Origin of the sequence: Aequorivita sp. H23M31 (assembly GCF_004022485.1) — a bacterium.
Taxonomy (GTDB): domain Bacteria; phylum Bacteroidota; class Bacteroidia; order Flavobacteriales; family Flavobacteriaceae; genus Aequorivita; species Aequorivita ciconiae.
Genome location: NZ_CP034951.1, coordinates 3,376,512 through 3,402,211, shown reverse-complemented (window position 1 = coordinate 3,402,211; position 25,700 = coordinate 3,376,512). Strand labels below are relative to the sequence as shown.

At 37.6% G+C, this 25,700-nt stretch carries 19 protein-coding genes; 8 read left to right on the top strand and 11 right to left on the bottom strand.

The genetic code is table 11. From position 1 onward, the window contains the following. Positions 1–6 precede the first annotated feature (6 nt). From EI546_RS14915 to EI546_RS14895, 5 genes are all read right to left on the bottom strand, one after another. On the bottom strand, positions 7–1,032 hold the full coding sequence (locus EI546_RS14915; RefSeq protein WP_128251292.1) for an HAD family hydrolase: 1,026 nt from the start codon (positions 1,030–1,032) through the stop codon (positions 7–9). A gap of 18 nt (positions 1,033–1,050) precedes the next feature. Then, entirely contained in the window at positions 1,051–3,030 is a 1,980-nt protein-coding gene (locus tag EI546_RS14910; RefSeq protein ID WP_128251291.1) for an alkyl/aryl-sulfatase, read from the bottom strand. Positions 3,031–3,102: 72 nt separating this feature from the next. After that, positions 3,103–4,662: an arylsulfatase gene (locus tag EI546_RS14905; protein ID WP_128251290.1), complete on the bottom strand. Its 1,560-nt coding sequence runs from the start codon at positions 4,660–4,662 to the stop codon at positions 3,103–3,105. Between the two features lie 129 nt (positions 4,663–4,791). Beyond that, positions 4,792–5,598: a transporter family protein gene (locus EI546_RS14900; protein WP_128251289.1), complete on the bottom strand. Its 807-nt coding sequence runs from the start codon at positions 5,596–5,598 to the stop codon at positions 4,792–4,794. A gap of 17 nt (positions 5,599–5,615) precedes the next feature. Continuing rightward, positions 5,616–6,620 (bottom strand): SphA family protein, encoded by a 1,005-nt coding sequence (locus tag EI546_RS14895; RefSeq protein WP_128251288.1) that lies wholly within the window; start codon positions 6,618–6,620, stop codon positions 5,616–5,618. Positions 6,621–7,051: 431 nt separating this feature from the next. Here EI546_RS14895 and EI546_RS14890 point away from each other — a divergent pair, with 431 nt between their 5' ends. From EI546_RS14890 to EI546_RS14880, 3 genes are all read left to right on the top strand, one after another. Then, positions 7,052–7,801, top strand: a complete 750-nt coding sequence (locus EI546_RS14890; RefSeq protein ID WP_128251287.1) for a LytR/AlgR family response regulator transcription factor — start codon at positions 7,052–7,054, stop codon at positions 7,799–7,801. Between the two features lie 155 nt (positions 7,802–7,956). Then, positions 7,957–9,888 (top strand): histidine kinase dimerization/phosphoacceptor domain -containing protein, encoded by a 1,932-nt coding sequence (locus EI546_RS14885; protein ID WP_128251286.1) that lies wholly within the window; start codon positions 7,957–7,959, stop codon positions 9,886–9,888. Positions 9,889–9,958: 70 nt separating this feature from the next. Beyond that, the gene (locus EI546_RS14880) at positions 9,959–10,357 is read left to right on the top strand and encodes a DUF4345 domain-containing protein (protein WP_128251285.1); all 399 of its coding nucleotides are present in this window, start codon (positions 9,959–9,961) and stop codon (positions 10,355–10,357) included. Between the two features lie 42 nt (positions 10,358–10,399). On the opposite strand, the gene EI546_RS14875 is transcribed toward EI546_RS14880, so the two are convergent. Together EI546_RS14875 and EI546_RS14870 are read right to left on the bottom strand one after the other, a co-directional pair. Next, the gene (locus EI546_RS14875) at positions 10,400–12,133 is read right to left on the bottom strand and encodes a TonB-dependent receptor (RefSeq protein WP_128251284.1); all 1,734 of its coding nucleotides are present in this window, start codon (positions 12,131–12,133) and stop codon (positions 10,400–10,402) included. Between the two features lie 90 nt (positions 12,134–12,223). Continuing rightward, positions 12,224–15,238, bottom strand: a complete 3,015-nt coding sequence (locus EI546_RS14870; protein WP_128251283.1) for a tetratricopeptide repeat protein — start codon at positions 15,236–15,238, stop codon at positions 12,224–12,226. Between the two features lie 914 nt (positions 15,239–16,152). On the opposite strand from EI546_RS14870, the gene EI546_RS14860 reads away from it, so the two are divergent. The 3 genes from EI546_RS14860 (at position 16,153) to EI546_RS14850 (ending at position 18,894) form a co-directional block, all read left to right on the top strand. Next, the gene (locus EI546_RS14860; RefSeq protein WP_128251282.1) at positions 16,153–17,589 is read left to right on the top strand and encodes a hypothetical protein; all 1,437 of its coding nucleotides are present in this window, start codon (positions 16,153–16,155) and stop codon (positions 17,587–17,589) included. Between the two features lie 61 nt (positions 17,590–17,650). Further along, complete coding sequence (locus EI546_RS14855; RefSeq protein ID WP_128251281.1) at positions 17,651–18,109, top strand: hypothetical protein; 459 nt, start codon at positions 17,651–17,653, stop codon at positions 18,107–18,109. A 101-nt stretch (positions 18,110–18,210) separates the two neighbouring features. Further along, complete coding sequence (locus EI546_RS14850; protein ID WP_128251280.1) at positions 18,211–18,894, top strand: cell division ATP-binding protein FtsE; 684 nt, start codon at positions 18,211–18,213, stop codon at positions 18,892–18,894. 232 nt (positions 18,895–19,126) lie between these two features. Here EI546_RS14850 and EI546_RS14845 read toward each other — a convergent pair whose 3' ends face one another. Continuing rightward, the gene (locus EI546_RS14845; protein ID WP_128251279.1) at positions 19,127–20,761 is read right to left on the bottom strand and encodes a S8 family peptidase; all 1,635 of its coding nucleotides are present in this window, start codon (positions 20,759–20,761) and stop codon (positions 19,127–19,129) included. 406 nt (positions 20,762–21,167) lie between these two features. On the opposite strand from EI546_RS14845, the gene EI546_RS14840 reads away from it, so the two are divergent. Beyond that, complete coding sequence (locus tag EI546_RS14840) at positions 21,168–22,058, top strand: glycosyltransferase family 2 protein (protein WP_128251278.1); 891 nt, start codon at positions 21,168–21,170, stop codon at positions 22,056–22,058. Further along, complete coding sequence (locus EI546_RS14835) at positions 22,051–22,998, top strand: glycosyltransferase family 2 protein (protein WP_128251277.1); 948 nt, start codon at positions 22,051–22,053, stop codon at positions 22,996–22,998. Before EI546_RS14840 ends, EI546_RS14835 begins: the two co-directional genes overlap by 8 nt. 33 nt (positions 22,999–23,031) lie before the next feature. On the opposite strand, the gene EI546_RS14830 is transcribed toward EI546_RS14835, so the two are convergent. Genes EI546_RS14830 through EI546_RS14820 form a run of 3 tightly spaced genes read right to left on the bottom strand, consistent with a single transcriptional unit; the run spans position 23,032 to position 25,693 of the window. Next, positions 23,032–24,192: a glycosyltransferase family 61 protein gene (locus EI546_RS14830; RefSeq protein WP_128251276.1), complete on the bottom strand. Its 1,161-nt coding sequence runs from the start codon at positions 24,190–24,192 to the stop codon at positions 23,032–23,034. Between the two features lie 12 nt (positions 24,193–24,204). Continuing rightward, positions 24,205–24,615 (bottom strand): sugar 3,4-ketoisomerase, encoded by a 411-nt coding sequence (locus EI546_RS14825; RefSeq protein WP_128251275.1) that lies wholly within the window; start codon positions 24,613–24,615, stop codon positions 24,205–24,207. After that, positions 24,605–25,693: a glycosyltransferase gene (locus EI546_RS14820; RefSeq protein ID WP_164905252.1), complete on the bottom strand. Its 1,089-nt coding sequence runs from the start codon at positions 25,691–25,693 to the stop codon at positions 24,605–24,607. The genes EI546_RS14825 and EI546_RS14820 overlap by 11 nt, the downstream gene beginning before the upstream one ends. Between the last annotated feature and the right edge of the window lie 7 nt (positions 25,694–25,700).

Below are 25,700 nucleotides of genomic sequence, written 5' to 3'. Positions count from 1 at the left end.
GTAGATTTACTCTTCTTTCAATTCATAAGGATAGATAATTTTCCAATCCTGGGCCATATCTATAACGGTCCAATTTTTAGCTAAGGCTTCGTCAAGGCCTTTGTCCAATTTTCCCATACGTGCATCGCGATCATATTTCCATTCCCTGTCTCCATCCGTATGGTGCACATATACTTTAAGTGAAGGATAGGAATTGGAATCGGTCCATTGCAACATTTGAAGATCGCCATCCGAATTTCCAAAAGCGGCAATTGGCTTTCTGCCTATATATTGGTGTATGGCCATGGGCTTCCCCTCTTTATCATCCAAAAAACCAATTTCGGGAAGAATTCTCAATTTCGGAGAATTACTGTCGTTTAAAACGTATTCCAATTGAAGCGTGGTTCCAATTATATTGTTCTTAGGGATTCCATAAACATTTTCTGCCCAGGGACGCATAAAATCACTGCTTCCTCCGGAAACAATAAAGACGGAGAAATTGTTGTCTTTTAAATAATCAATGACCTCTAGCATCGGCTGGAAGATCATTTCGGAATATGCTTTGCCGCTTTTGGGATATTTCGCTGTTTCCATCCATTTTGAAACCTTACCGTAATATTGGTCGGTATATATTCCTGTGTGGGTTACCATCAATATTTTCCCGACACCTTCTTTGCCCGAACTCATAATGGTTTCCATATCGCCATTGGCAAGAGCCTCAAAAATAGGATCATTTTTCATTTCCGGATTTTGTTTTATCATTTGGTTGGCCTCATCAAAGGCGTAGGCCAATTGAAAGTAAAAGGGTTGTTCGGTCCAGAGTGTACCGTCGTTATCAAAAGTGGCAATCCTATCGATAACGGGTACAAACAGCGGACTGCTGGAATCGGTAACTTTCTGGACAAAACCAATTATATCGGATTTTGATTTGCTGTCGTTCCAAGAAGGTAAAACTTCCTTTTTTACTGTGGTTTCCTTTTCCGTCTGCTTTGTTTCTTGGCAAGAAAGAAGCACCAAACTCACCACAAATATTATTATATTATGCTTTCTCATAAAATTAATATTATATTGTTAAGGTTCTATGATGTTAAACCAAAATTCGAATTGATCCATTTTTGACAAGAAATTGAAAAATGCCTTCTGGTCGCCTTCAATTGTCAATTTGCCATTCTTGATCAAGTCTTCAAAATTTGTCTCTCCAAGTGAAACTTTATCCAAATCACTTCTTTTTACGTGAATGGTAGAGGTGACGTTTTCTTTAACAAATTCCCCAACTCTTGGAATTACGGCTCCATTACTCACAACCACTCCCACTTTTTCGTTGGTATCTATTAGGTCTACGTTAAAGTTGTATTTTAAATCGGAATTTTCGTTGCCTTTAAACTGCATTCCCAAATAATTGAAATACAATTCTGTTGACATTCCCTTGATGATGTCTGGCGAGGCAGTACCGCGGGTTGCGAGCGGTGTTATACCCTGGCGCAATTCCTCGGCCCCAGAGAGGTAAAAATTCCGCCAAGGTCCAGATTCGGCTTGATAACCCAATTGCTCGTAAGCATCGGCCAAGAGATACCGTCCCTGCTTATTGGAAGGATCCGCAAACACAAGATGTTTCATCACCTCGGCCACCCATCGATATTCTCCTTTTTTATACGATTCCATGGATTTTTGGATCAGCTTTTCTGCTCCTCCCATGAACTCCACATAGTTCTTTGCAGCTTCGGCAGGTGGCAATGGATGTAAATTGGAGGGATTGCCATCAAACCATCCAAAGTACAATTGATATTGTGCTTTCGCATTGTGGCTCACCGTTCCGTAATAACCCCTGTTATAAAATTCTTTGTCAAGGGAAGGCGGTAACTTCAACATTTCCGCAATTTCAAGAGGTGTGTTACCTTGGTTTGCCAAACGGAGGGTCTGATCATGGATATATCGGTAGAGATCGCGTTGTTTTTCCCAATATTCATTGATAGCCGCATTGCCCCAAATTGGCCAGTGGTGTGATCCAAATGAAACCTCCGCTTTATCACCCCATTTGGTAATGGTTTTATCAATATACTTGCTCCATTTTTGTCCATTCCGGACTTGGGCTCCTCTAAGGGTGTACAAATTGTGAAGCGTGTGACTAATATTCTCAGCTTGGCACATGGCCTTTTGTTCCGGAAAATAGAACATCATTTCGGCCGGCGCTTCAGATTCGGGAGTGTAGATAAATTCAATTTTAACTCCATCTACGGTTTCTGTCTGTCCGGCTTCGTTGGAGATAATATTGGTTGCTTCATAAATTCCAGGCAAACCATAACCTGTGGTGGGTCCCAGACCACTTCCGTAAGTTCCTTTTTCATCTTTTGCCAAAAGATTTCCGTACATATAATAAGCCCGCCGGCTCATAGCATTACCGGCCATTACATTTTCACTTATGGAATGTTCGAAAAAATCCTTGGGAGCATAAATCTTTATGTTTCCATTTTTAACATCTGCTTCGGAAGCAATCCCTTTTACACCTCCAAAATGATCGATATGTGAATGGGAAAGAAGCACCGCTTTTACCGGTTTTTTTCCCAATTCCCTATCTACAAGATCCATTGCGGCCTTAGCGGTTTCTGCCACTGTCAATGGATCAATGACAATCCAACCGCTTTTTCCTTCGATAAAAGTCATATTAGCCAAATCAAAACCCCTTACCTGATATATACCATCCGCAACCTTAAAAAGTCCGTTTATGGCATTGAGTTCACTTTGTCTCCATAAACTTGGGTTAGCTGTGGCAGGAGCCTTCCCTTTAATAAAATTGAATTGATCCATGCTGTAGGAAGTACTACCATCGGGAAGTTTGATAATACCTTCATCGAGGGTAGCTATAAAACCTTTTTTTGCATTGTTGTAGTCCGTTTGGTCTGTAAACGGCAGATAATCCAGAATAGCTTGATTGATTGCCTTGGTATAAGAAGTAGCCTCCTTCTTATCAGCATTCAACCTTTGGGAATAACTGCTTGCCACCGTAATAAAACTGACCCAGACCGAAAAGAATAATATATTAGTAATTTTCATGACATCGATTTTTGTGAATTATCTATTTGCAAAGAGAAAAGGCAGACTTATGGCCTGCCTTTTCACAAGTGGTTATCTTCCACCCATTGTCATATTTTGTATTTGTTTTTGGGTGTCGCTCAATGACCAGCCCATGGTGGCTTGGCTTGGCGGATATTCTTTAAAGGTGGAAAGAAAGTTGACTGCATAGCCTTGGATGGCGACCAGGATATAAGATCTTTCCACATACCAATCGTAATATGTATTGGATCCTTTATAGGCTTTTTCAAACGGATCACGGCGTAAATTGAAAAGCAGGGGAGTACGCAATTCAATAAACGGTTCTAACCATATTTGCAATTGGTCTGCTCTGTTTTCCAAAAATGTTGCCTTCCAGTCGCCATATCGCAAGGCTGCAATTTCTCCCTCATCGGTGACATATATAAATCCTTTTCTCGGCGATTCATCTACTTTTCCAGTTATATAGTCTAGTTGGTTTACACCATCTATATAATTACGATAATTTCTGCCATTCAACGTTACCCCTTTTTTGAGCTGTTCACTAATATGTGGATTTCCGGCTACCGCGGCAAATGTGGGAAGCCAATCTTCGTGAGCCACAATTCCATTAAGCGTAATATTTGCGGGAATATGTCCCGGCCATCTAACAAAAGTCGGCGCACGATAAGCTCCTTCCCAGTTGGAGTTTTTTTCTCCATTGAAAGGAGTTGTTCCTCCATCAGGCCAGGTATTAAAATGAGGGCCGTTGTCCGTGGAATACATTACGATTGTATTTTCAGCGATTCCAAGTTCATCCAACAAATCCAAAAGTTCACCAACGTGCATGTCGTGCTCGATCATACCATCGGTATATTCATCGTTTCCGGGATTGCGCTTATCATCTGCGACGTGTGTTCTAAAATGCATACGAGTTGCATTCCACCAAGTAAAAAACGGTTGTCCAGCTTTATTCGCTTCCTTTATAAAACGCTTGGCCTCGGCTAGGGTTTCGTAATCTACGTTTTCCATTCTTTTCTTAGTAAGTGGTCCTGTATCCTCAATACGCTGTCCGCCTTTGCCATCCGCCCAACTGTGAATTACTCCACGGGGACCATATTTCTGCCTAAACGTTTGCCCGTCGGGGAAAACCATATCGGTAGGGTAATCAACGTTTTCAGGTTCTTCTTCGGCGTTAAGATGATAAAGATTGCCGTAAAATTCATCAAAACCATGCATGGTTGGAAGATGTTCGTCCAGATCCCCCACGTGGTTTTTTCCAAATTGACCGGTAGCATATCCCTGGGACTTAAGGACGGTTGCCATGGTAACATCAGATTTTTGCCAACCGTGAGGAGATCCAGGCATTCCCACTTTAGTCATTCCAGTTCTTACGGGCACGGTTCCACCAATAAACGCAGCGCGACCTGCTGTACAGCTTTGCTGTGAATAATAATCGGTAAAGCCAACTCCCTGTTCAGCTATTCTATCAATATTTGGAGTTTTATATCCCATCATGCCACGATTGTTATGGCTTATGTTCGTGATTCCGATATCGTCTCCCCAAATAACAAGAATATTGGTCTTTTTGCTTTTTTGAGCAATCGACAACAAGGGAATAAGCAGTATGATTGTAGTTAAAAATAATTTTTTCATGGTCTTCTTATTTATAGATTAATTTTAATTTACGGTTAGTTAACTTAGAAAAGCAGCCAAGACCGTTCGATTGATTTTAAAAGTGAAATCTGGATTCCTCTTCTTGAAAACCCAGATGATATTACTCCATTAACTTTTATTCGGAAACAACAAGGTTACGTTGAATCTAATTCCCCAATCCGGATTAAAAGGATTGTTGCCGTAAAATACTTTTGGACCCAGGGCGAATTGTACTAGTTGAGTTCCAAAAGGGATGATTTGTGCATAATATGCCCCTACAAACCCGCCAAAGATCTCATTGTCCCAGCTTTGGGTGTTTTCGGATGCAAGGGTAAAAGAGCCTCCCATTTTGTTTGAATAGGTAAAGAAGGGTTGGAAAAAAGTGGCATTGATATCTGTCATCCCACTTCCAGCATACGACCAAGTATGGTTAAGGATTGCCCCGTAGGTCATGGGACCCTGCAATTTCACAAGAAGCGCATTGGGTCCGGCCCCCCATTTGTCAAATCCAAGAACATCATCGGTTGCAGTAGGAACCACTAAAACGGGACCTATACCCCAAACAATTCCATTTTTGGCTTCTTTGGGAGAAAAGTAAAAACTCAAGGTAGTGTCCCCAAGACCGGTTTCACTGTTTCCCTTCCAGGTTACATCACTTTGACTTACAAAGGGAACAATAGCTCTGCTTATTACGTTCCACTTTTCACCAATGGAGAAGGGAATAACGGGTTGCAAATTCAAACCGTAACGGAAGCCTTCAAAGGGGCCTACGTTAAAGTCGAAATTGTTCTGGAATGGCACGCTGATCAAGGCAGCGGCTGGGTTCGCTAATTTCTTGGACAATTCGGCTACCGAAGGTCCTTGTTGGTCCTGGGCCGATAAACCGAATTGGATCAACAAAATTATAAAAGATAGAATTAAAGTGCTTTTCTTCATGATTTCGATTGTTTTTATTATTGATTTATAGTTTGATCAATCCTGGATTTTGATTCCTTCTTTTTGAATTGCGGAACAAAAACAATTTGCCCCTCAAAAGTATTTAGAGCAAAATTTTGCCGCTCACCATAGGTTTTGGCCCATTTCAAATTGGCATATAGCATTTCGGGGAGCAACCAATAGCCCGCTCCAATACTGAACATATTACTTTTGTCTTTATGCGATTTATCCCAATAGACTCCTATTCCCGAGTCATCTCCCACTTGCCAAATATGCCCACCTTGCAGAGCTAAATCAAACCGAGGCGAAAAATATTGGCTAACTCCATACTCCATTGAAAGTCGGCTTCCCGGGGTTACTCGGGCATCTTTTATTTTTCCATGAAATTCGTAGGTGGGCATCACCATTATTGCTGTGGCTTTTTGTGGAAGAGGATAGAAATAAAAAGCAGATTGGATCAAATGCGACCAGTAGCCTAGACCTATATTGTCATCGGCACCGGTATTATATCGTCCCGTGGGAGCGACAAACATATACCCGGCAGTAATATCAAATTTCCCCAGTTCCCAGGAAAAGTAAGCGGGAGCTATGGCTAGATCTCCAAATCCGGCGGCACGGGCATCGATACCTTTGTCGTGATGGATTCTACCTAGGGCCGTTTCAATACCTGCTGTCCGGAAGCTCGGAGCAATTATAGCCATATACCGGCCACCACCAAGCACTTCTAATTTTTCAGAGGCATAGGTGAACATCAGAGTATTGATATACGCGCTGATGTCAATTTTGAAAGGTACCGGTCCGAATCCATCAATTACATCTCCCTCTATATTTTTAAACCTGTCCGAACTAACGAAAATGTTATAATCCGACACGAAAAGTCCCGATTTAATAGGGTGGGCCAAATCACGTACGCCCAAATTCCCGGGACCATAATATCCAGATTGAAAAGGCGAAACCAAATTCTGACTAAAACCAACGATGGTAAAAAAGGACAAAAGAAGAAGGAGATAATGTTTTTTCATAATTATGATAATTTTACTATGTTTAACAGTCTGTTATTAATGCATCTTTCATTTCATTGAACTTAATTTAGATAGATAGATTAATTTTTGCTTTATGGATATGTATCAGTTGAATTTTAGACAACTCTTTATAGAAAAAGGGCTTGAATTCGAAATTTGATCTTTGTTCAATTTGGATTGATTGCTTTTTCTCTGAGGATAAATGTAGAAAGAGAGGTATCAAATAAGAAAAACAGGGAATAATAGTGAAGTAAATCACAATTTTTGGGAGATAACATATTTTTAATCGAAATCAAGATAAAATGAGATTTTTATGTACTTTAATAGAAATTCTCCTAAAGGAAAGTTTTGAGCTTGAAAATCGGTAAGCCGACAAAGGACCAAGAATAAGTGTTAATGTAAATAAAAACCAAAAAATAAAATCTCCTCAATTGACTGATAAGGAAAACAAGAATGTTTACATCGTCGAAGACATGGGCGTAACCCGTGCTGCTCTTATCTCGGTTTTAAAAAATGGGGGGTTCAAATTTGTGGGTTGTTCTAATAGGGCAGAAAAAGCTTGGTTGGAACTTCCCGATCTAAATGTGGCCGTTGTTATTATCGACGTCAATCTGGAAGGATCGAAAGATGGGATTTGGCTGGCCGAAAAGATCAGGAAATCGTTCAACTGTGGCATTATCTTTTTGACAGCTTATGGAAGCCAGGCAATTCTCGACAAAATACATACTACCGAGCCGGAAGGTTATATTATGAAACCCTTCAATAATCCTACTCTGCTGTATGCTTTAAAAAAAGCCTGCTCCAATCTTCATAAAAAGAAACTGGAAAACAAGAACGAAAAGGATTTGCCAATTGTGGTAAAAACCCGGAATGGAACCAATCGGATAAATAAATTCAATATCACCTATCTTCAGTCGGAAGGGAATTATGTAAACATAAACACCCCTACTGCTGTTCATTCCGTAAGAGGGAAACTGGATGAAATCTTGGATCTTTTGGATTTCAAAAATATGTATCGAATCCACCGACGATATGCCGTCAATTTCGAAAAAGTGCAATCGTATAATACCACACACGTTCGGGTACTTACCGATGAGAATTTGCCATATTCAAAATCTTATGCCTTTGATGAGTTAACCAAAAAAATAGAAAATGATTTACAAGATGAAGACTTTAAATAATTGGGATATATAAACGCTTTGATTTTGATCAAATAATCATTTTCGGATTACATAGATTTTCAGAGCAATAATGTATTGTTCCAAATTAGATTGGCCGCTTATTTCTAGATACCTAAAAATTTAAATTCTTTTTTTTTGTAATATTGAAACTTGCAATGAAGGCTTTTTTCTTTTTTTTTCTTATCCTATGTGCAACCACCGCTAATACCCAAGACTTGGCGAGCGACCGGATAGCGCGCGCTTATCCCATCGAAACCAGCAAGGAATTCAACAATCTGGATGCGGATGTAGCTAAGCTGTACGATGAAAACCAAGATGGACAAGGGTGGTCTCCTGAAGTACTGAAAACCTTGCAAAGTGCCCTCCAGTGGACGCAATTCAATGGAAACCATGAGCAAAGACTTCTTGCTCGGTTCTACATGCTTTTATATTACAATAATCACGTGGCGGACGATGACCTGATCAAATTCGGAGAGGAGTTATTGGCCGATCCTTTTTTTCTAGAAATGAAGGAAAGTGTCATAGTGCTCCTCTCTCTAAAGTCGGCATATTGGCGTAAGGGATTTTATCAAAAGCAACTGAACATTTTAAATGCGCTAATGGACCAAAATAAAAAATTCAATTATATTGGATTTCCCAGTTCTTATGCCTTTTACAACGAATTGGGCTTGGTGTATTACCATTTAGGGCAATATGAATTGGCTCGCGACAATTTCATTTTGCAATCTGCAATTTTCAATGCCGAAAAAGATTATTTCAGGACCAGCAGCATGTACAATAACATCGGCCTCACTTATTTCAAACAAAAATATAACGACAGTGCTCTAATTTATTATAAGAAAGCACTTCAGATACTTGAAAACAAAAAAATCAGGGACAATTTCTACTCACAAGATTACGTCGAACATTTTACAAATGTTGTAAGATCCAACGTGGTAAAACTTCATCCTTCGAGACAGAATATCTCCTATGCCACCAATGTCCTGAAAAAAGAATTACAATCCAGCAAAAAAGCCAAGGAATATAGTACAGCTGCCCAAGCGTACCAAAACTTATCCGAATTTTATTATGAATTCGATTCCATTGCACAGGCAAAAAGATATAATGACAGTTCGCTATATTTTCAGAAAAAATTTCCAAATCCCGTAAATAAGCAAAAAGCATATTTATTAAGGGCCAAATTGGCTTTAAGAGAAAATGAGAATGAAGAAGCATTAGAATATTTTATGCTTTCCGATGCCTTAAAAGATTCTTTAAACAGAGCAAAGGATGAAAAGAATTTCTCCGAAGCCACGGCAAAATACAATTTCGTACAGACGGGACAAGCTTTAAAGGAAAACAAAAAGCTACTCCAACAAAAAGTACAGGCCAACACCATCCAATTTGTTTTTCTATGCATATTCGTTATTCTAGGATTGATCATTGGATGGATGTTATTCAAATCCAGAAAGGCAAATGCACTTATTGCCAAACAAAAGGAAGAACTGCACAAGGGCCTAAAGGAAAAGGAAGTAATGCTTGATGAAATCCATCATCGCATTAAAAACAATTTGCAAGTCGTATTGGGAATTTTAGAACTGCAGAAAGGCAAAATAAGCTCAAAAGAAAATATCCAAATCTACGAGGAATCACAAGGTTATTTGCACAGCATGTCTATGATCCACGAACATCTTTATGAGCAAGATGGAGTTTCCAAACTTGATATCCAAGTTTATTTGAACAGATTATGCGAGTTGCTTATAAACAGCTACCCTAATATGGAAGTAGAATATAAAGCCTCTGCCCCAACGGTGCAACTGAGTATTAAAAAAGCTACCCCTCTGGCTTTGATAATATGCGAACTCATTACAAATTCTTTAAAGCACGCCTTCCAAAAAACCGGAAAAATAGAAATTGAGTTGACAGCCAAAAATGGGAAATACACTCTTTTTTACCGTGATAACGGAACTGGTTTTTTAGAAATTGACAACCCCAATTTTTACAATACCGGACTCAATTTGATAAAAATGCTAATTGAAGATCTTGAGGGAGAGGTTGAATTTTATAACGAAAATGGCTTCCATTGCCGAGCAATTTTTAAAGACTGAAATTTGATGAAAAGTCTAAATAGAATTTTATAAAAAACACTCTAAAACTTTTAACCAATCTAAACATATCATGACAAACAACAACTCCATTCCCTTTATAGGGAAATTGCATCTCATTTTATCCATCCTAGCCTTGGTCCCTATCGCAATAGTGTACGGCACAAAATCTTTGGTTACCGAATTTTTTGAAATTGAGGTAAATACAATCGACACATCAAATATGTTGCGGGCTATAATGTGTTTATATCTGGCCGTATGTTTTGTACTGTTTTTAGGTGCGTGGAAATCAAAATATTGGAGAAGGGCAACCCAGCTCAACATTGTTTTTATGCTAAGTCTCGCCGCAGGTCGGGCATTGAGCATGATTTTGGACGGTATCCCCACTCAAGGATATATAGTATCAATTATTGTGGAAGTCGTCCTAGGACTGTATTCTATTTATCAAATTAGGAAATACGACATTCCATAGAATTTTTACTGAAGAACGGGGCAGAGCCACTAATTTGTGATGTTACCAATCAAACTTATATGTAGCTCCAACTAACGCCTGAATTCCCTGAACTGGATAATCCAGCCACTTTTCGTAATTATCGCCAAAAAGATTATTTCCCTTTATAAATGCAGAAAGTCGATCGGTAAAACGGTAGCCAAAATGAACATTGGCATCTACATATCCATCTAAAGTAACTTCCTGAGCAAGCGAAGTTCCGGGTCCTCCAGCTGTACTATGTACTAGATCTTTTCGTTCGCTCACATAGAAAATAGAGGCGCCACCATAAAGTTGTTCCGTTATAATAAAATTTGAAAATACAGAAGTTTTTATGTTGGGAAGGTTCCAAGCCTGATTTTCGGTATCGGTTTTATAATTAAAATAGTTTAAATTAACGCCTAAAGAAAACATATTGGATATTTCTGTCTGTAATTCGGCAAATATCTCCAGGGTGTTTACATCATCATAAACCACTTTAAAGGAATTCCAATTCTCATATCCTTTGGAATCCATATTGATAACCTTTCTTTCATTTGACAAAAACAAAGCTCTGTTCTCATCCTTGCGATAAGCAGCTCTAAAATTATAGGCAACATTATTTGTTAGTTTTCCCTTGACACCAGCAAAACCATCATAAATATTTTTTGTAGGTACAATATCTAATGTAGGAGAAACAAATGGATTTTTCTCTTTGAAACTGTAATAGGAATTCTGTTGTAACCCACCTTCAGCACCCGCATAAACGATTACTGTTTCGTCCATTAATCTATAGGAAGCATTCACTTTAGGATAAAGAGAAAAATCAGTTTCACTGTTTTCAGCATCCATTCCCAAATAACCTGCAACTCCAAGTGATAAGGTTATATCCTCATCCATATAGACAAGGGAAGGAATTACCCCAAGATTTAGATAGCTGTAGTTAATATCCGAAATCTTGTAATAATCGTTTTCAAAACTTCCCTTTAGATAATCGATATCCCCATCTACTTTTAGAGTTAGATTTTCAATAGAAAACGAAAATTCTGGTTTTAGTTTTACATTAAATTCTGATGAAGAATAGGCATCGCCCAAATATCTAATGTTAATTCCTGCTCTTTCAAAAACCGACTTTTCCAAGGCAATGCTTCCACCTACATATCCACCAAAATAAGTTTGCTTCGGATCGATTTCTCCCAAATATTCAACCGGAAAAAATTCTGTAGCAGTACCGTACCAATTATAAATTTGATGTTCTATGCCCGCTTCCAATTGATAAGTGGCTTCTCGCTGTCTGCTGGTATAATTGGCGTCCAAAGTGGTGTTAAAGTATTTATTGTCCAGCTCTACTCCTTTTATTTGACCCTGCGAGGAATTATGACGAAAGAAAAATCCGACATTGTCCGTACGGCTTATTTCAAAATTACTATACAATTCGCCCAAGAGCGTACCGTAATTACCAGCACCCAAAGTTGCGTAATTGTCATATACCTTTTCGCGTTTGGTCTTTTCCACATCCGTTGCTTTTCCTTTTGCCGGCGAAAAGGTGGAAGCCACGGGAACAGAGAAAATACTGTATTCAACCTCTTTCTTTTGTGTAGTGGTGGAATCATTTAAACTCGGAGTTTCCTTCACTTTAAAAGCATCAGAGATTGTCGGAGTATATGGTTTTACAATATTCACCACTTCCGTGCCGAGTTCCTTTTCTTGGGAAAAAGCAGAAAGGTTGAACAACAATGTTGTTGCCAATGATATAAATACTATTCCTTTATTTGACATATTAATTCTAAGGTTTTTTAAGACTTTTAATTTTGGAATGGTCTCTGGAAATAAACCTCACAGGTCGCAGAGACCTGTGAGGTTTGATTCCTAATTTCCGGTTTCTACAGATGAGTTTGTTTTCGCTTCAGCATTTTTGATAACGGCCAATTCCGTTCTCGCCTCTTCCACCACATCGGGGAAATCGCTAAAATTCTTTATTACGTTATCTAAAATATAGGTAGCTTGATAGGCGTCTTTCAAAGCATAAAAGTTCTTCGCCATCAATACCAATCCTTTGGCTCCAAACAATTTATATCCAGAATAATCTTTCGCCAATCTCTGGATCGATGCATTTGAATCTTCAAACTTCCCTTCTTTATTTTTAAAATATGCGTCATAATAAAGTGCTTCGGCAGCAAGCCTTCCCGTGGCGGTTTTTAGAACTTCCGCATACGCGGTTTTAGCTTTGCCCTCATTGTTCGTTTCCATTGCCGAACGTGCAATTATTATTTGTGCATCACTTTTAACGGCATTATCAATTTTTGGATTTTGAAGTACTTTTTCGGCATAACCAACCGCTTCGGAATACTTCTTCAATTCGTAGGAAGCCTTCATCATATTGGATTGGGCGAAAACTATATTCTGTGGGAAATCCGCTTCGCTTTCCAACCGTTTTAAATAGGTTAAGGCATTCTCGTATTCTTTCTTTCCCAGGTACAATTCCGAAATCCGCGCCAAGGCCTGTTCGGTAAATTCATTTCGTTCCCTATCCGCAACATACTTAAAATGCGGTATAGCCTGATCGTTCTTTCCGTTTGAAAAATAAATCTGGCCCAAATAAAAATGGGCCTTCATCGCATTCCGACCGTTTGGAAACTGCTTTAAATACGCCTCAAAACGACTTTGTGCTTGAGATTGATTGTTCTCCAGATAGGGTTGTTCGGCTGCGAGGTAAGTATCGTCATCGAGTTCAGCATCACCTACTTCCACATAGTCCAAGGTTTTTACCCAGGTTGCATATTCATTAACTTTCCCTTCGTCTATATAAATAATTTTTGCAGCGGCAACAGCCTGCAATGCTTCAGGTGTAGATGGATAATCCTTTGCAACTCTTTTGAAAAGTGCGAGAGCTTCATTGCTTTTGCCCGAATTGTTATGGATCAATGCCTTTTTCAACAAGGCCTTGGGAACAAAAATACTGGTTGGAACCTCCCGAACCAATTGGTCGTAAGCTGCAATACCTTCCTTATTCATGTTTTGTGCTACATAGGTATTTCCCAATTCATACAATGCATCATCATAGTAAACCGATCGGGGATATTTCTTTACAAAGGCCATCAATTCTTCCAGTTTCTTCTCGGTTCTATCTACAAATCCATAACTTATTGCTTTTTGAAATTCGGCATAATCGTTGGTGCCACCCATTTCGATAGCAGCATTGTAATTTTCCATCGCTGGCCAATATTGACTGGTCACAAAATAACTATCGCCAAGTCTCATATAGGCATCTTTCTTTCTAACTGTGTCTGAAGTTGAAGAACCAACATAGCTTTTGAAATTTGCAATAGCTTCCGGATAATTCTTCAATTTGAATTGTGTGTAAGCCAGATTGTATTTTAGGTTCTTAAATTCCGAAGTAGATTGGGCAGAAGGCAGTTGTTGAAATTCCCTATATTCATTTAATGCTTTTTCGTAATTTCCCAGTTCGTAATCGCTTTCCGCTTTCCAATATGTTGCCCGTGCAGTAAAATTGGGGTTTGTGTTTTCTTTTAAACTTTTGGTCAGATAAGTAATGGCCTCGTTGTAATTCCCTTCATTATACAATTCGATGGCCCGATAAAAAGCCACTTTTTGATAGGCTGCCTTGTCATGGAAATTTTTATTGTTTTCCAACAATTCCATCGCTTCTTTATAGTTTTTAGAAGTGATATAACTGTCTATCAACAGCGCTTTCAACTCCTCATTATTGGGATTTTTAGGATATTTCTCCATGAAAGCGAGCAAAACCTGAGGGGTGCTTTTATAGCTATTCCCGATTTCATAGCTCAATTTTGCATAATTATAATAGGCATCTTCTTGGATTTCCGGACTGAAATCCATTTCAGAAGCATTTTTGAAAGCGTTTAGGGCTTCTTGTTTTTTACCCAATTTCAAATAACTTTCGGCCAAATGATAATAGGCATTTTGTGCCACATCATTTTTTCCATCAACGATTTTGTTGAACTCGCCAATGGCTTTTTCGTAATCACCCTGTTGGTAATAAGCGTAACCCAATTGATAATAATCGGTGTTGTTCCATTTGCCACGAGTGCCTTTATATTCCTTTAAATAGGGAATTGCTTCACCATATTGGCCCAAATTAAAATAGCTCTCGCCAATTATCTTTGAAAGCTGACTCTTTTCCTGGGGGTTGGATTTGTTGTATTGCTCCTTTCCCATTTCAATGGCTTTCTCAAACTTTCCCAGCTTGAAATTCATATCCGCCTGATAATAGGAAAGATCTTCGGAATAGCGGGATTCTCCTTTTACTTCCTCAAATTTTTGATTGGCTTCTTCATAATCATCACCTTCGTAAGCTATAAAACCAAGGTAATATTTGGCCTGTGAGCCATATTTATGAGAAGTGGAAACACTGTTGAAATAATTTTTTGCCTTATCGAATTGTTTCGCTTTAAAATAAACATAGCCGTTATTAAACTCAAATCGCTCTTGTTCACTCCGGCTTAGGCTGCTACGATCAACTTTATCATACCACTTTTGTGCTTGGGGATATTTTCCACTGTCGAAATAATAATTTGCCACATCCAGATAGGCCGAATTACGTTTTAAACTCGTAGGATATTTTTCCACGAATTCCTCCATCAACTGGTCAGCATTTGGCTGATTTAGTCGTACGGCGGCATTGGCAATATAGTAAGCAGAATCACTTTGGATGGTTGGATCGTTGCTGCTGTTCTTTACTTTTTCAAAAAGATTTTGTGCGGCCAAATACTGCTTGTTGTTATAAAACTCAAGCGCTTGGTTGAAATCGACCAAGTCGTTGGTATAAATGGCAGTTTGTTGGGAAAAAGAGGAAAATGAAAGGAAAAGAAAAAGCGAAAAGACAACAAAATTCTTTATCATTATTTACAGTTTTTGGTGGCGTAAAGATATATTCTTAAATGTAACTTTTTTGCTATACTGTAAACTTTTAGAGTTTATTAACGAATGGTTTTTTGTTGGTTTTTCTTGGGAATATAACGGTTTAAAATGGGAATAAGTATTTCGTGATCTGAAATTTCTCCTAGCTTTTTTTAAAGGAATAAATTGAAAATATAAATTATTTTTAAGAGCGCAGTCTCCCCACCTAAACAGTTTGATATGACAAAATTTAAGGGGAAATACAGAGCGCAAACCATTAGAGCCCAATGGTGGGATTACGGTTGGAATGGAGCCTATCCATGCCTTGTATTAAAGCGAATCGGGATCGGAATCCAACCGAATTGGGATTGGATCAACCCGAATCGGAATTGAGGAATTCGAATCAATCGTCGCCCACCGCGCCGCGGAAAACGCGGTTTTAAAGCCAAGGAAAGAATAACCATATCGTCCATCGTAGGATCGTATAAATCCGCCGTAACAAACACGCAAATCGTCTGGGAATAGAAAATGGATGGCAATCAGGATTCTACGATAATATTATTCGAAATAAGGAGGCTTTTCGGTGAATTGAAAATTATATTATAAACAATCCTCGCAATTTAACGGGAGATAAATTCCACAAGTAACCTTTTGGTACAATCCGAGGAGTTTCAAAAAATCTGTAGATTATACAAGCCTCTATATTTCTTCAAAACGAGAAAATGTTATTCAATTTCCCTATATTTCCCCTCATTTTAAAAAAAGTAATATTCTGCTAAATTATTGAATCTCCTAGCCGAAATATCCCTTTAATTACTTCATTTTCGATATAATCCTTTTAATGTCCTAGATTTATTATAAAATTTGCTGAGAGGAATTATTGGAATTTAGTTTTTATCGCTCGCTCTGAAAACAATATGAAAATCAAAATTAAAAAGCCCTTAGCGTTATTATTGTTGAGTATTCTAATAGTTCTATTCAGCTTAAATATTGGCATGTTTTGGGACAACGTGCTTTTCGCTTCGAAAATGGGAAATCCATTATTTGAAAATGGAATTTTAAGATGGGACCTTCTTCCACTCGATTCAGACCCAGGACATCCACCGTTTTTAGCGACAATACTAGCGTTCGGGTGGACTCTTTTCGGAAAATCCCTGGCTGTTTCTCACTGGATGATGCTACCCTTTATTTTTGGATTGCTGTGGCAAATAGCATTTTTTGTAAGGTTTTTCGTAAAGGAAAAATCACTCCAAATATGGGCTTTTTTACTAGTGGTGGCGGATCCTACGTTATTATCCCAATTGGTTTTGGTAAATCCAGAGATTATACAGTTATTTTTCTTTTTTCTAGCATTAAATGGGGTTCTGAAGAACAATCTTTATTTAAAAATTGTTGGACTTGCTTTCTTGGGAATTGTCTCCTATAGAGGGATGATGCTTTGCTTTGGAATCTTTTTAATTGATTTTCTAATTCACTTATTCGTAAACAAACGAAATATAAAATCATTTTTTACAAAACGAAATATCATTGTCTATATTCTCGCAGCAACACCAGCTATCATTTACCTATCCTGGCGACTGCTAACAAAGGGTTGGATCAGTTCGCACCCAGAAGAAAATTGGGGAAATGCGTGGCACTTCGAAACAACTTATGATTTCATAAAAAATCTATTGAGGAACGCGCTAGTACTAATTCACCGCTTTTTAGATTTTGGCCGCATCGTCCCATTCCTTTTTATTGTTTTTACCGTTTACATTAAGCGAAAAAGCATTCGGTGGAAAAAAATTGTGCCAATTATCATAATCGTTTTCTTCTCAACAATAGTAATCTATACTACTAGTTTGTTAATTAACAATGCCATGGGGCATCGCTATTACATACCTTCGTTTCTTGCGCTGGCGCTGTTATCCTTTCTTCTCCTTAAACATTATAAATTTAAAAAGTTGCTGTATTTAGGACTCTTGGGAAGTTTACTGTTAGGGAATTTTATTATTTATCCTGATAATATTTCTCAGGGATGGGACGCTTCTTTAGCACACATACCCTATTGGAATTTGAGGGAAGATGCCATAGATTATATGGACGCCAATCAAATTCCCATTCCAAAAAGCGCATCCTTTTTTCCAAACCGAACAACAATAGATGATATTGATTTAAATGGAGATATGCGCTCATTTATAGAGTTTACAGGCGAAGAGGAATTCGTTTTTTATTCAAACGTTTATAATATAAGTGACGAGGATTTAGACGCATTAACGCGGGAATATCAAAAATTAAAGTCATTTGAAAAGTTTAATGTTAGAATTGATATAATGCATAAAAAAAAGGTAAATAATCACGAATTTGAAAATTAGCCTACTATCTAAGTTAAAATGAAAACCGTATTTTTAAGGCTATCAATAAAAAATGCCAATTATGAACAAATTATTATTTTTCACCATCCTTCTTATTTCCATCTCCAGCGTTGCCCAGAAAAATCCATTTAAGAATCTATCAGAAAAAGATGGAAAAATTGGAATTGGAACCAATGCTCCCGATGAACTTTTGACGGTAAAGGGGACTATCCATACCAAGGAAGTAAAGGTTGATTTGATTGGGGCCGTAGCTCCCGATTATGTTTTTGAAATATATTTTACTGGTTTTTCTGAATCCATGCCGAAATATGAAATGATTTCTTTAAAAGAACTCGAAGATTTTTTAATTAAAAACCATCATCTACCCAACATACCTTCGGCTACAGAAATGGAGAGTGATGGAATTTCATTGAAAGAAATGAATTTATTATTACTTCAGAAAATTGAGGAGCTAACACTTTATACACTTCAGCAACAGAAAGAAATCGATAAATTGAAAGAAAAGGTTTTTGAACCGTGAATAAGTTGAAGTATTCAGTTGCAGTTAGGAAGAATTCAAGTTATTTTTGAGGCTAGATAAAAAGGCAGGCAATTCATAATTCATAATTCATAATTAAAAAAATGTCCAATCACGTTCTATATCTAAATGATGCTTCCATATTTCAAGGTGACAATCTCGTACTTGCCGATGTTACCATATCGGTTGAAAAAGGGGAGTTTGTATATCTGATCGGAAAAACCGGAACAGGGAAGAGTAGTTTTATGAAAACGCTTTATGGCGATCTTCCACTTCAGAAAGGACAAGGCCATATTGTGGGATATGATTTGGCGACCCTAAAGGAAAACGACATTCCATTTTTGCGAAGAAAACTTGGAGTGGTGTTTCAGGATTTCAAACTTTTGAACGATCGCACAGTCCATAACAATTTGGATTTTGTGCTTACCGCCACAGGCTGGAAAGACAAGGTTGCAAAGGAAACCAGGATCAGCGAAGTGCTTTCCAAAGTGGATATGAAAACCCAAGCTTTTAAATATCCATACCAACTCTCCGGCGGGGAACAGCAACGTATTGCCATTGCCCGTGCACTTTTAAACGACCCAGAATTGATTCTCGCAGATGAACCTACCGGAAACCTCGATCCACAAACCAGTGTGGAAGTGATGGAAGTTCTTCGCGAAATAAACAAAAACGGAAATACCATATTGATGGCAACCCACGATTATGCGCTATTGCTGAAATATCCTTCCAAAACCTTGAAATGCGAGGATAATCAGATTTTTGAGGTGGTGCAGAAGACGGTGTAGGGAGTTGGTAGTCTTTAGTCGGTAGACATTAGTTATGAGTTATGAGCTATGAGTTATGAGTTATGAGTTATGAAAAATAAAATTTGAAAGTGAAAACTCAAAACGTTCCCGATGAAAAATCGGGACAGCTGTTTTTCCTGTTTCCCTTCCGTCGTGTTTCCCTTCAGTCGTGATTCAATAAGTCATGTTCCAAAACGTTCCCGATGAAAAATCGGGACAGGCTATGTTTAATTCATTCCTCCAAAATACTTGGATCCCGAAGTCGAAGTTCGCATTCTTTTTCAAGTGAAGGGTTGATTTTTAAATGAATTCCTCCATTGACATTTGGTTTTAAAACAGTGTTTTCTGAAAGTGTAATTCCTTTTTTTGAAGTGAGTTCCAAAGTAGAGTTTTCAGTGAATTCTTGATTTTGAATGAGTACATCAGACAAAGCGGTCAATTTAAAATCCCACCGGCTAAAGCGTTGGTTTTCAATTTTTACTGGTTCTTTTTCCGCAAACATATCAAATACCATTTTCACTGCTTTCCCTGTATTCAACATTCCCGCACCATAAAGTCCTTTATACGGTTTGTTTGCTTCAATATCATCAATATTTGTGGATGTGAGTTTTATAATGGTTTCCACTTCCTCTGCTGGAAGACAAGGATAGAGTGAAAACATAAGTCCGACAGTACCCGAAATTAAAGGTGCAACTTCCGACGTTTGATTGTACTCGCTAACGGCAACTTCGTTATGCAGTATCATTTCGCTATATCTAAATAAGCCTACAGAGGGTCCAAGGATATCGATTTTATCGTTCAGGTTTTTAATACTTACGGGATAATTGTGGGGAAGCTGAGTCGTATCGTTGTTTTTAAATCCGGCCGTCCGACTTAAATAATACCGTATATTTTCAACATAATATAAATCCTTACCCTCCTCAACTTTAATATTTTCATGATAATCGGCGTAGCGGTGCGAAACCGAAGAAACAGCGATTACCTTATCGTAAGAAGCCGGATAATAATAGACTTTGCCCTTCCCTTCGGAAAAGGATAAATTATGACCGATTGCCACTACTACGGTTCCATTCTCGAGCATTTCATAGATTGCCTCTTGCGCAGTCTGGTAAAAAGTACGTGTTCCCCAACTGCAATTAATCACTTTTACGCCAAGGTTTGAAAGTTCCACAAGCTGCTCGAGGGTATTTGCGTGACTATAATTTGTTGCGTAAATGCTACAATCATAACATACACCTGCAATACCGTAAGCGTTGTTTCCTTGTCCCGCTGCAAGTTCAGCAATAGAATATCCGTGACCTTTGGAAAGATAGGAATTCCGAATAATTTTTGTTTTTCCAGCAAACTCTATATCCAAAGAATCGATTCCGCCGTCGGAAATGCCGATAATAATATCGCGAGAGCCTGTGGTGTAATACCACGCTTTTGGTACTTCTAAGACGTCCAGATAATCTAGATTGACCTGCGCCCCAAGATTTTCGCCAATGGTGCTCGTCAGTCCATAGTCATTGGGCTCAAAGATTTTCTTGTCTTCCTCGGCAATTAATTCCCCAAATACAAAAAGATTGGGTGCGTTTGTTAGCAAATCGTTCATCAAAGCTTCCTTATCGGAAATTACAAAAAAGGTCCTTTTTAGATTTTCCTTCTTGGCATTTCTCCAAGTCTTTTTAAAGGTTCTGATTTTGTACTTCTGCAAAATAGATTTTAATTGAGCATCTTTTCCTGAGTACACCAAATACTCACCTTTTTTTTCAAATGAAGGGGTAAATGCTGTATCCTTCGCTCGAAGATAAAACCACGCTTCATTTTGGGAAGTCATTTGAAATGATTGGACCAGAATTATTATAAAAAGAATAATTTGCTTCAAAATAAATTTTTCATCCAAGATAATATATTTTTTGCACTAGAATTTTCACAAATTATATTTCCTAAGGTTTACACTTCATCCAAAAAAGAATCTCGTATTTTTGGCACGTCTATCAAACTTATAATGATGGCATTTTCAAAACTCCCCAAAAAAATAATTTTATTAGATGACGTAGTTAACCTCCAGTTTGAATACTTCATTTAAAAAGGAAACGAATATATTTATCACATTTATAGTCAGGGATTTATATTACCTAAATTTGGAATATTTGAAATGAAATGCGCAGTAAGGAATTATTCCGAAAAAAGACAATAACGGTTTAAAAGAAATTCTTTGGGGGCGGAGTAATCTAAACATCAAAAAAACCTAATAGATTATAAAAAAGTAATAATATTCAATACAAAAAATGATTTCAATACTTATCCCCACTTATAATTATAATGTTGTTCCGTTAGTAAAGGCACTTCAGGGACAAATACATCTTTCCCAAATTAATTACGAAATAAAGGTTTATGACGATGGCTCCACAGATTTGCCTGAGGAGAATGAAAAATTACCGGCTTTTCAAAATACGATCTATAAGAAACTCGAAAAAAATATTGGACGTACAGCCATTCGCAACCTCATGGCCACAGAGGCTAAATATGAATGGCTTTTATTCCTGGATGCCGATGTTCTTCCAGATACAATAGAATTCTTGGAACATTATACGAATGCCATAAAAAACAACGATTACGATGTTGTTTCCGGCGGAATAATTTATGACGAAATAAAACCTAGCCAAAAACAGCTTTTGAGGTGGCACTATGGACGGGAACGGGAAGCAAAGTCTGTGGATGAAAGAAATATTGAGCCTTATTTTATTTTCTCCTCAAACCTGCTCATCAAAAAACAATTATTCTTGGAAGCAAATACGGTCCTTGAAAATTATTATGGTCTGGATAATTCACTTTCAAACCAGTTAAAAAAGATGAATGCTAAGGTGCTTCATATTGATAATCCAGTAGTCCACTTTGGACTTGAGGAAAATGAAGAATTTATCAAAAAAGCCTTAAAAGCAGTAGAAACTACTGTTATTTTGGAGAATAAGGGATTGATGGATACAAATATGCGTCCCCTTCAGAAAAGTTATTCGAAACTAAAAAAGCTTCATTTACAGCATGTTTTTAGTGCAATAATCTCCAAATTTAAGAAAGACATGGAGCGAAACTTTATGTCGGAAAAACCCAATTTGTTCTGGTTCGACCTGTACCGTCTAGATTACTATATCCAGTTAAAGAAAAAGCATAATGCCTGAATTTTCGGTAATTATCCCTTTATACAATAAGGAAAAGGACATAGAAAAAACTATGGCAAGTCTCTTTGCACAGCGTTTTTCGGACTTTGAAATAATTGTGGTGAACGATGGTTCGACCGACGGCAGTGAAAAGGTGATCAAATCATTTACCGATCCAAGGATAAAACTTTTCAGTAAAAAAAACGAAGGCGTAGCAAAAACTCGAAATTTTGGAGTGGAGAAAGCCTCAGCCCAACATATAGCTTTTCTGGATGCAGATGATTATTGGCATGCAAACCATCTCGAAAACCTGGACTATCTTATTAAAAAATTCCCCGAACAACAATGGTACTGCACTGCCTACGAAAAAAAGCACAATCAAAAATTGACTACTGCAATGATTTCGCCCATTATGGATAAAAAGGAGTGGAGTGGCATTGTGGACGATTATTTCAAAAACAGTCTGATTGATGCGCTTGCTTGGACTTCTGCAGTTTGTATGAAAAAGAGCTTTTTTCAGAAACTGGGAGGTTTTGATGCTACCATTACGAATGGTGCCGGAGAAGACACCGACCTATGGATAAGAGCCGCCCTTGCTTCCCCATTGGTTTTTAGCACACGTATTTCGGCAAGACATAATTTGGACGGCAGTAATAGAATTTCACATACTCCAACAAAGAATAGAGTGTTTCTCAATCCTGATAATTATGAGGAAATTGCTCAGAAAAATCCATATTTAAAAAAGTATTTGGATATCAATAGATTTTCATTTGCCATCCAGCACAAATTAGCTAATGATTTGGATTCATTTAAAGAATACGTGAAGAAACTCGATGTGGAAAACCTGAACGCTAAACAACGTTTTCTTTTAAATCAACCTCGAGGTATTTTGATTCTTCTTATTAGGATGAAAGTTTTGTTTGAATCTTTTGGAACTCGTTTGACCGCTTACAAGTCTTAAATTTACGTCGTCACCTTCAGGGGAAAAACGACATTAAATTGAGTTAGAGTTTGAAATAATCATTCTTATTTTTTCAATAAACGAATCATCCAACAGAATGTCTTCTTTATCATTTTCTTGCTTTTGAAGAAAGAGATGGTGTTCAATCTGTAATGCTGCGGTTATTTGCGCAAAGTAGAAAGCATCCCGAATATTTCTTTCTTCCGGAAATATTTCAATCAAAATTGGATTTTTCCCATAAATAATATTGGCTATTCCAGCGCCATGGGTTGCTATAATAATTTCCGCATTGGCGAAAAGAGCTACTTGCTCAATATAATCCAGCTCTTCTAAAGCAATAGATTCAAAATCAAAATCTGAAAGTTTGTGAATTAGATATTCCTCATTCAAAATTCGTCGTTCAAGGGCACTCTTTCTCGAAATAATAAAGTTTTTGGGAGTTTTCTGAGGTTTAGGCTGCAACCGTTCTAATCTAATGTGAGCAAGAGCATTGAGTTTTTTTAACACTTCAGGAATATACACGTTTGTAAACTCCGATTCAGAATTTCGAATATGTGGGAAGGAAACAATCAAGGCATTATTTACCTCCAAATTTTCTCCAAGGGTTTTGGAAATAATATTTGTCTCGGGAATATTAAAAAGAAAGGTGAGCGACTGTTTTATAAAGGGAAGGGCTCCGTCTTTGACAAGGATTTTATAGTCATTAAAAAAGGGTCTCTCATAGACCAACAAAATTCGGGTAAGTGATTCTGTTGTCCAATGAAAATAATTATTATCAAGTTTATTAAGGAGTGAAATTACGTTCTTTTCTTTCTTTTTCGGCAAAAATCGCTTCAATAGAACCAAATGATTGCTGCAGAGAATATTCAGATATTCCTTTTGAAAAAGGGTACTCTCCAGGATAACCCTATTTTTAGAATCCAGTACAATCCCTTTACTTATTATACTCGCATCTGGGATAATAGCATAAAAAAGATCGTCACTTTGGAAGGTTTTAAATTTATCCCAATAGGCATTTCCTTCAAAATGAAAATGGGATCGGTCGATAACAATAGTCTGGGATTTTTCTAAAATTTGAATTTCGGAAGTTCTGTTTTTCCGGAAATCACGTATTTTTAAGAATGGATAGCAAACACCACTCACCACCCCATTTAACCATACAAAAAGTTTAACCCGCTTGTAGTGAATTGCCAAATCCTGTTTCTTTTATTTTTTATACTTTAGATATTCGTCATAATCCCGAATGTAATCGCTCTCTAGGAATTTTCCCGAGGAAAGAACCAAGCAAACAGAACCAGAAGAGAAGTTTTCCAATTCCCGCCAAATTCCGGTTGGAATAAGAAGCCCACGATTGGGCTTATTCAGGACAATGGATTTCTTGTTTTCACCATCGTTCAGGATAACTTCAAAGCTTCCGCTTAAGGCTATTAAAAACTCGCTCTGTTCCTTATGGGCATGTGCACCACGATATTCGCCACTGGGGACGTCATATAAATAGTAAACCCGTTTCACCTCATAAGGCAAAAAACCCTCTTCAACAACAGACAAGTTGCCACGGGGATCGGTTATTTTTGGAATTTCCAACAGTTCTATTTTATCGACATTGTTACTTTTCATCTTTCAATAATTTATCCCAATCTTCGGCTATATTTTCCAAACTTAGATGGTCTATACTTTTTACACTATTTTTTTTACATCTTTCGTACAATTCCTTGTCTGTAACCATCCTATCCATAGCTTCGGCCAATGCGGTGACATTGAAATTCTCAACCAAAAGTCCATTCATTTCATTTCTAATTATCTCATTGGGTCCACTCACACAATCTACCGAAACCAAAGGAGTACCAACGGATAGCGATTCAACCAAAGCCCGAGGAAAACCTTCGTATCTACTGGTAAGAACCGTGAAAATGGCATTTTTAAGATATGGATAAACATCTGGCTTAAAAGATACGAATTGAACTTCTTTGGAAATTCCAAGTTTATCTGCTTTTTCTACCAATTTTTCATGGTCATCACCACTGCCCATAATCAGTAAACGAATATTCCTTTCCGGCAAACACGATTGGCTATAAGCATCCAACAAAAGACTTAAATTCTTGACATCATCCTCTAACCTACCAACAAATATGATGTATTTTCCTTCTACTTCAATAGTCGTCTCACTAATTTCCATTATTGGATTGTAAATAGAAATAGCTTTATCCGTAGAAAATTGCGTATTGATTCCCTTCGCAATATGTTTTGAAACTCCAACAATCTTATACGATTTTGATATCATTTGCTTTACGATCCATTTCTTCTTTGGCAGATACATATCTAAATTAGCACTTCGGATAACATAAATTATTTTGAATCCCTTGTACAAATAATTCAAATAATACCACTCCTTGCCAGCCGAAACCCGAGTTCGATTATCAATTATAAAATCAAATTTTTCAGTTTTAAAATAATTCCTTAATTTTTTAAAACGTATAATCCGCTTTATGGCCGTGTCATTCTCGGATTTCTCGCTGCCCAAATTGAATAATTTTCCAGAATAGGGATAATCGATCAAATCGTTCAGGATTACGATATGGACATCATAACCTTTCATAATCAGCATTTGTGAAAGAAGTGCTGTCGATCTTTCCGCCCCACCTTTTCCGAGAGAAATTGCAACCAAACACACTTTACTTCTAATTTCTGGAGGCATGGGAGAT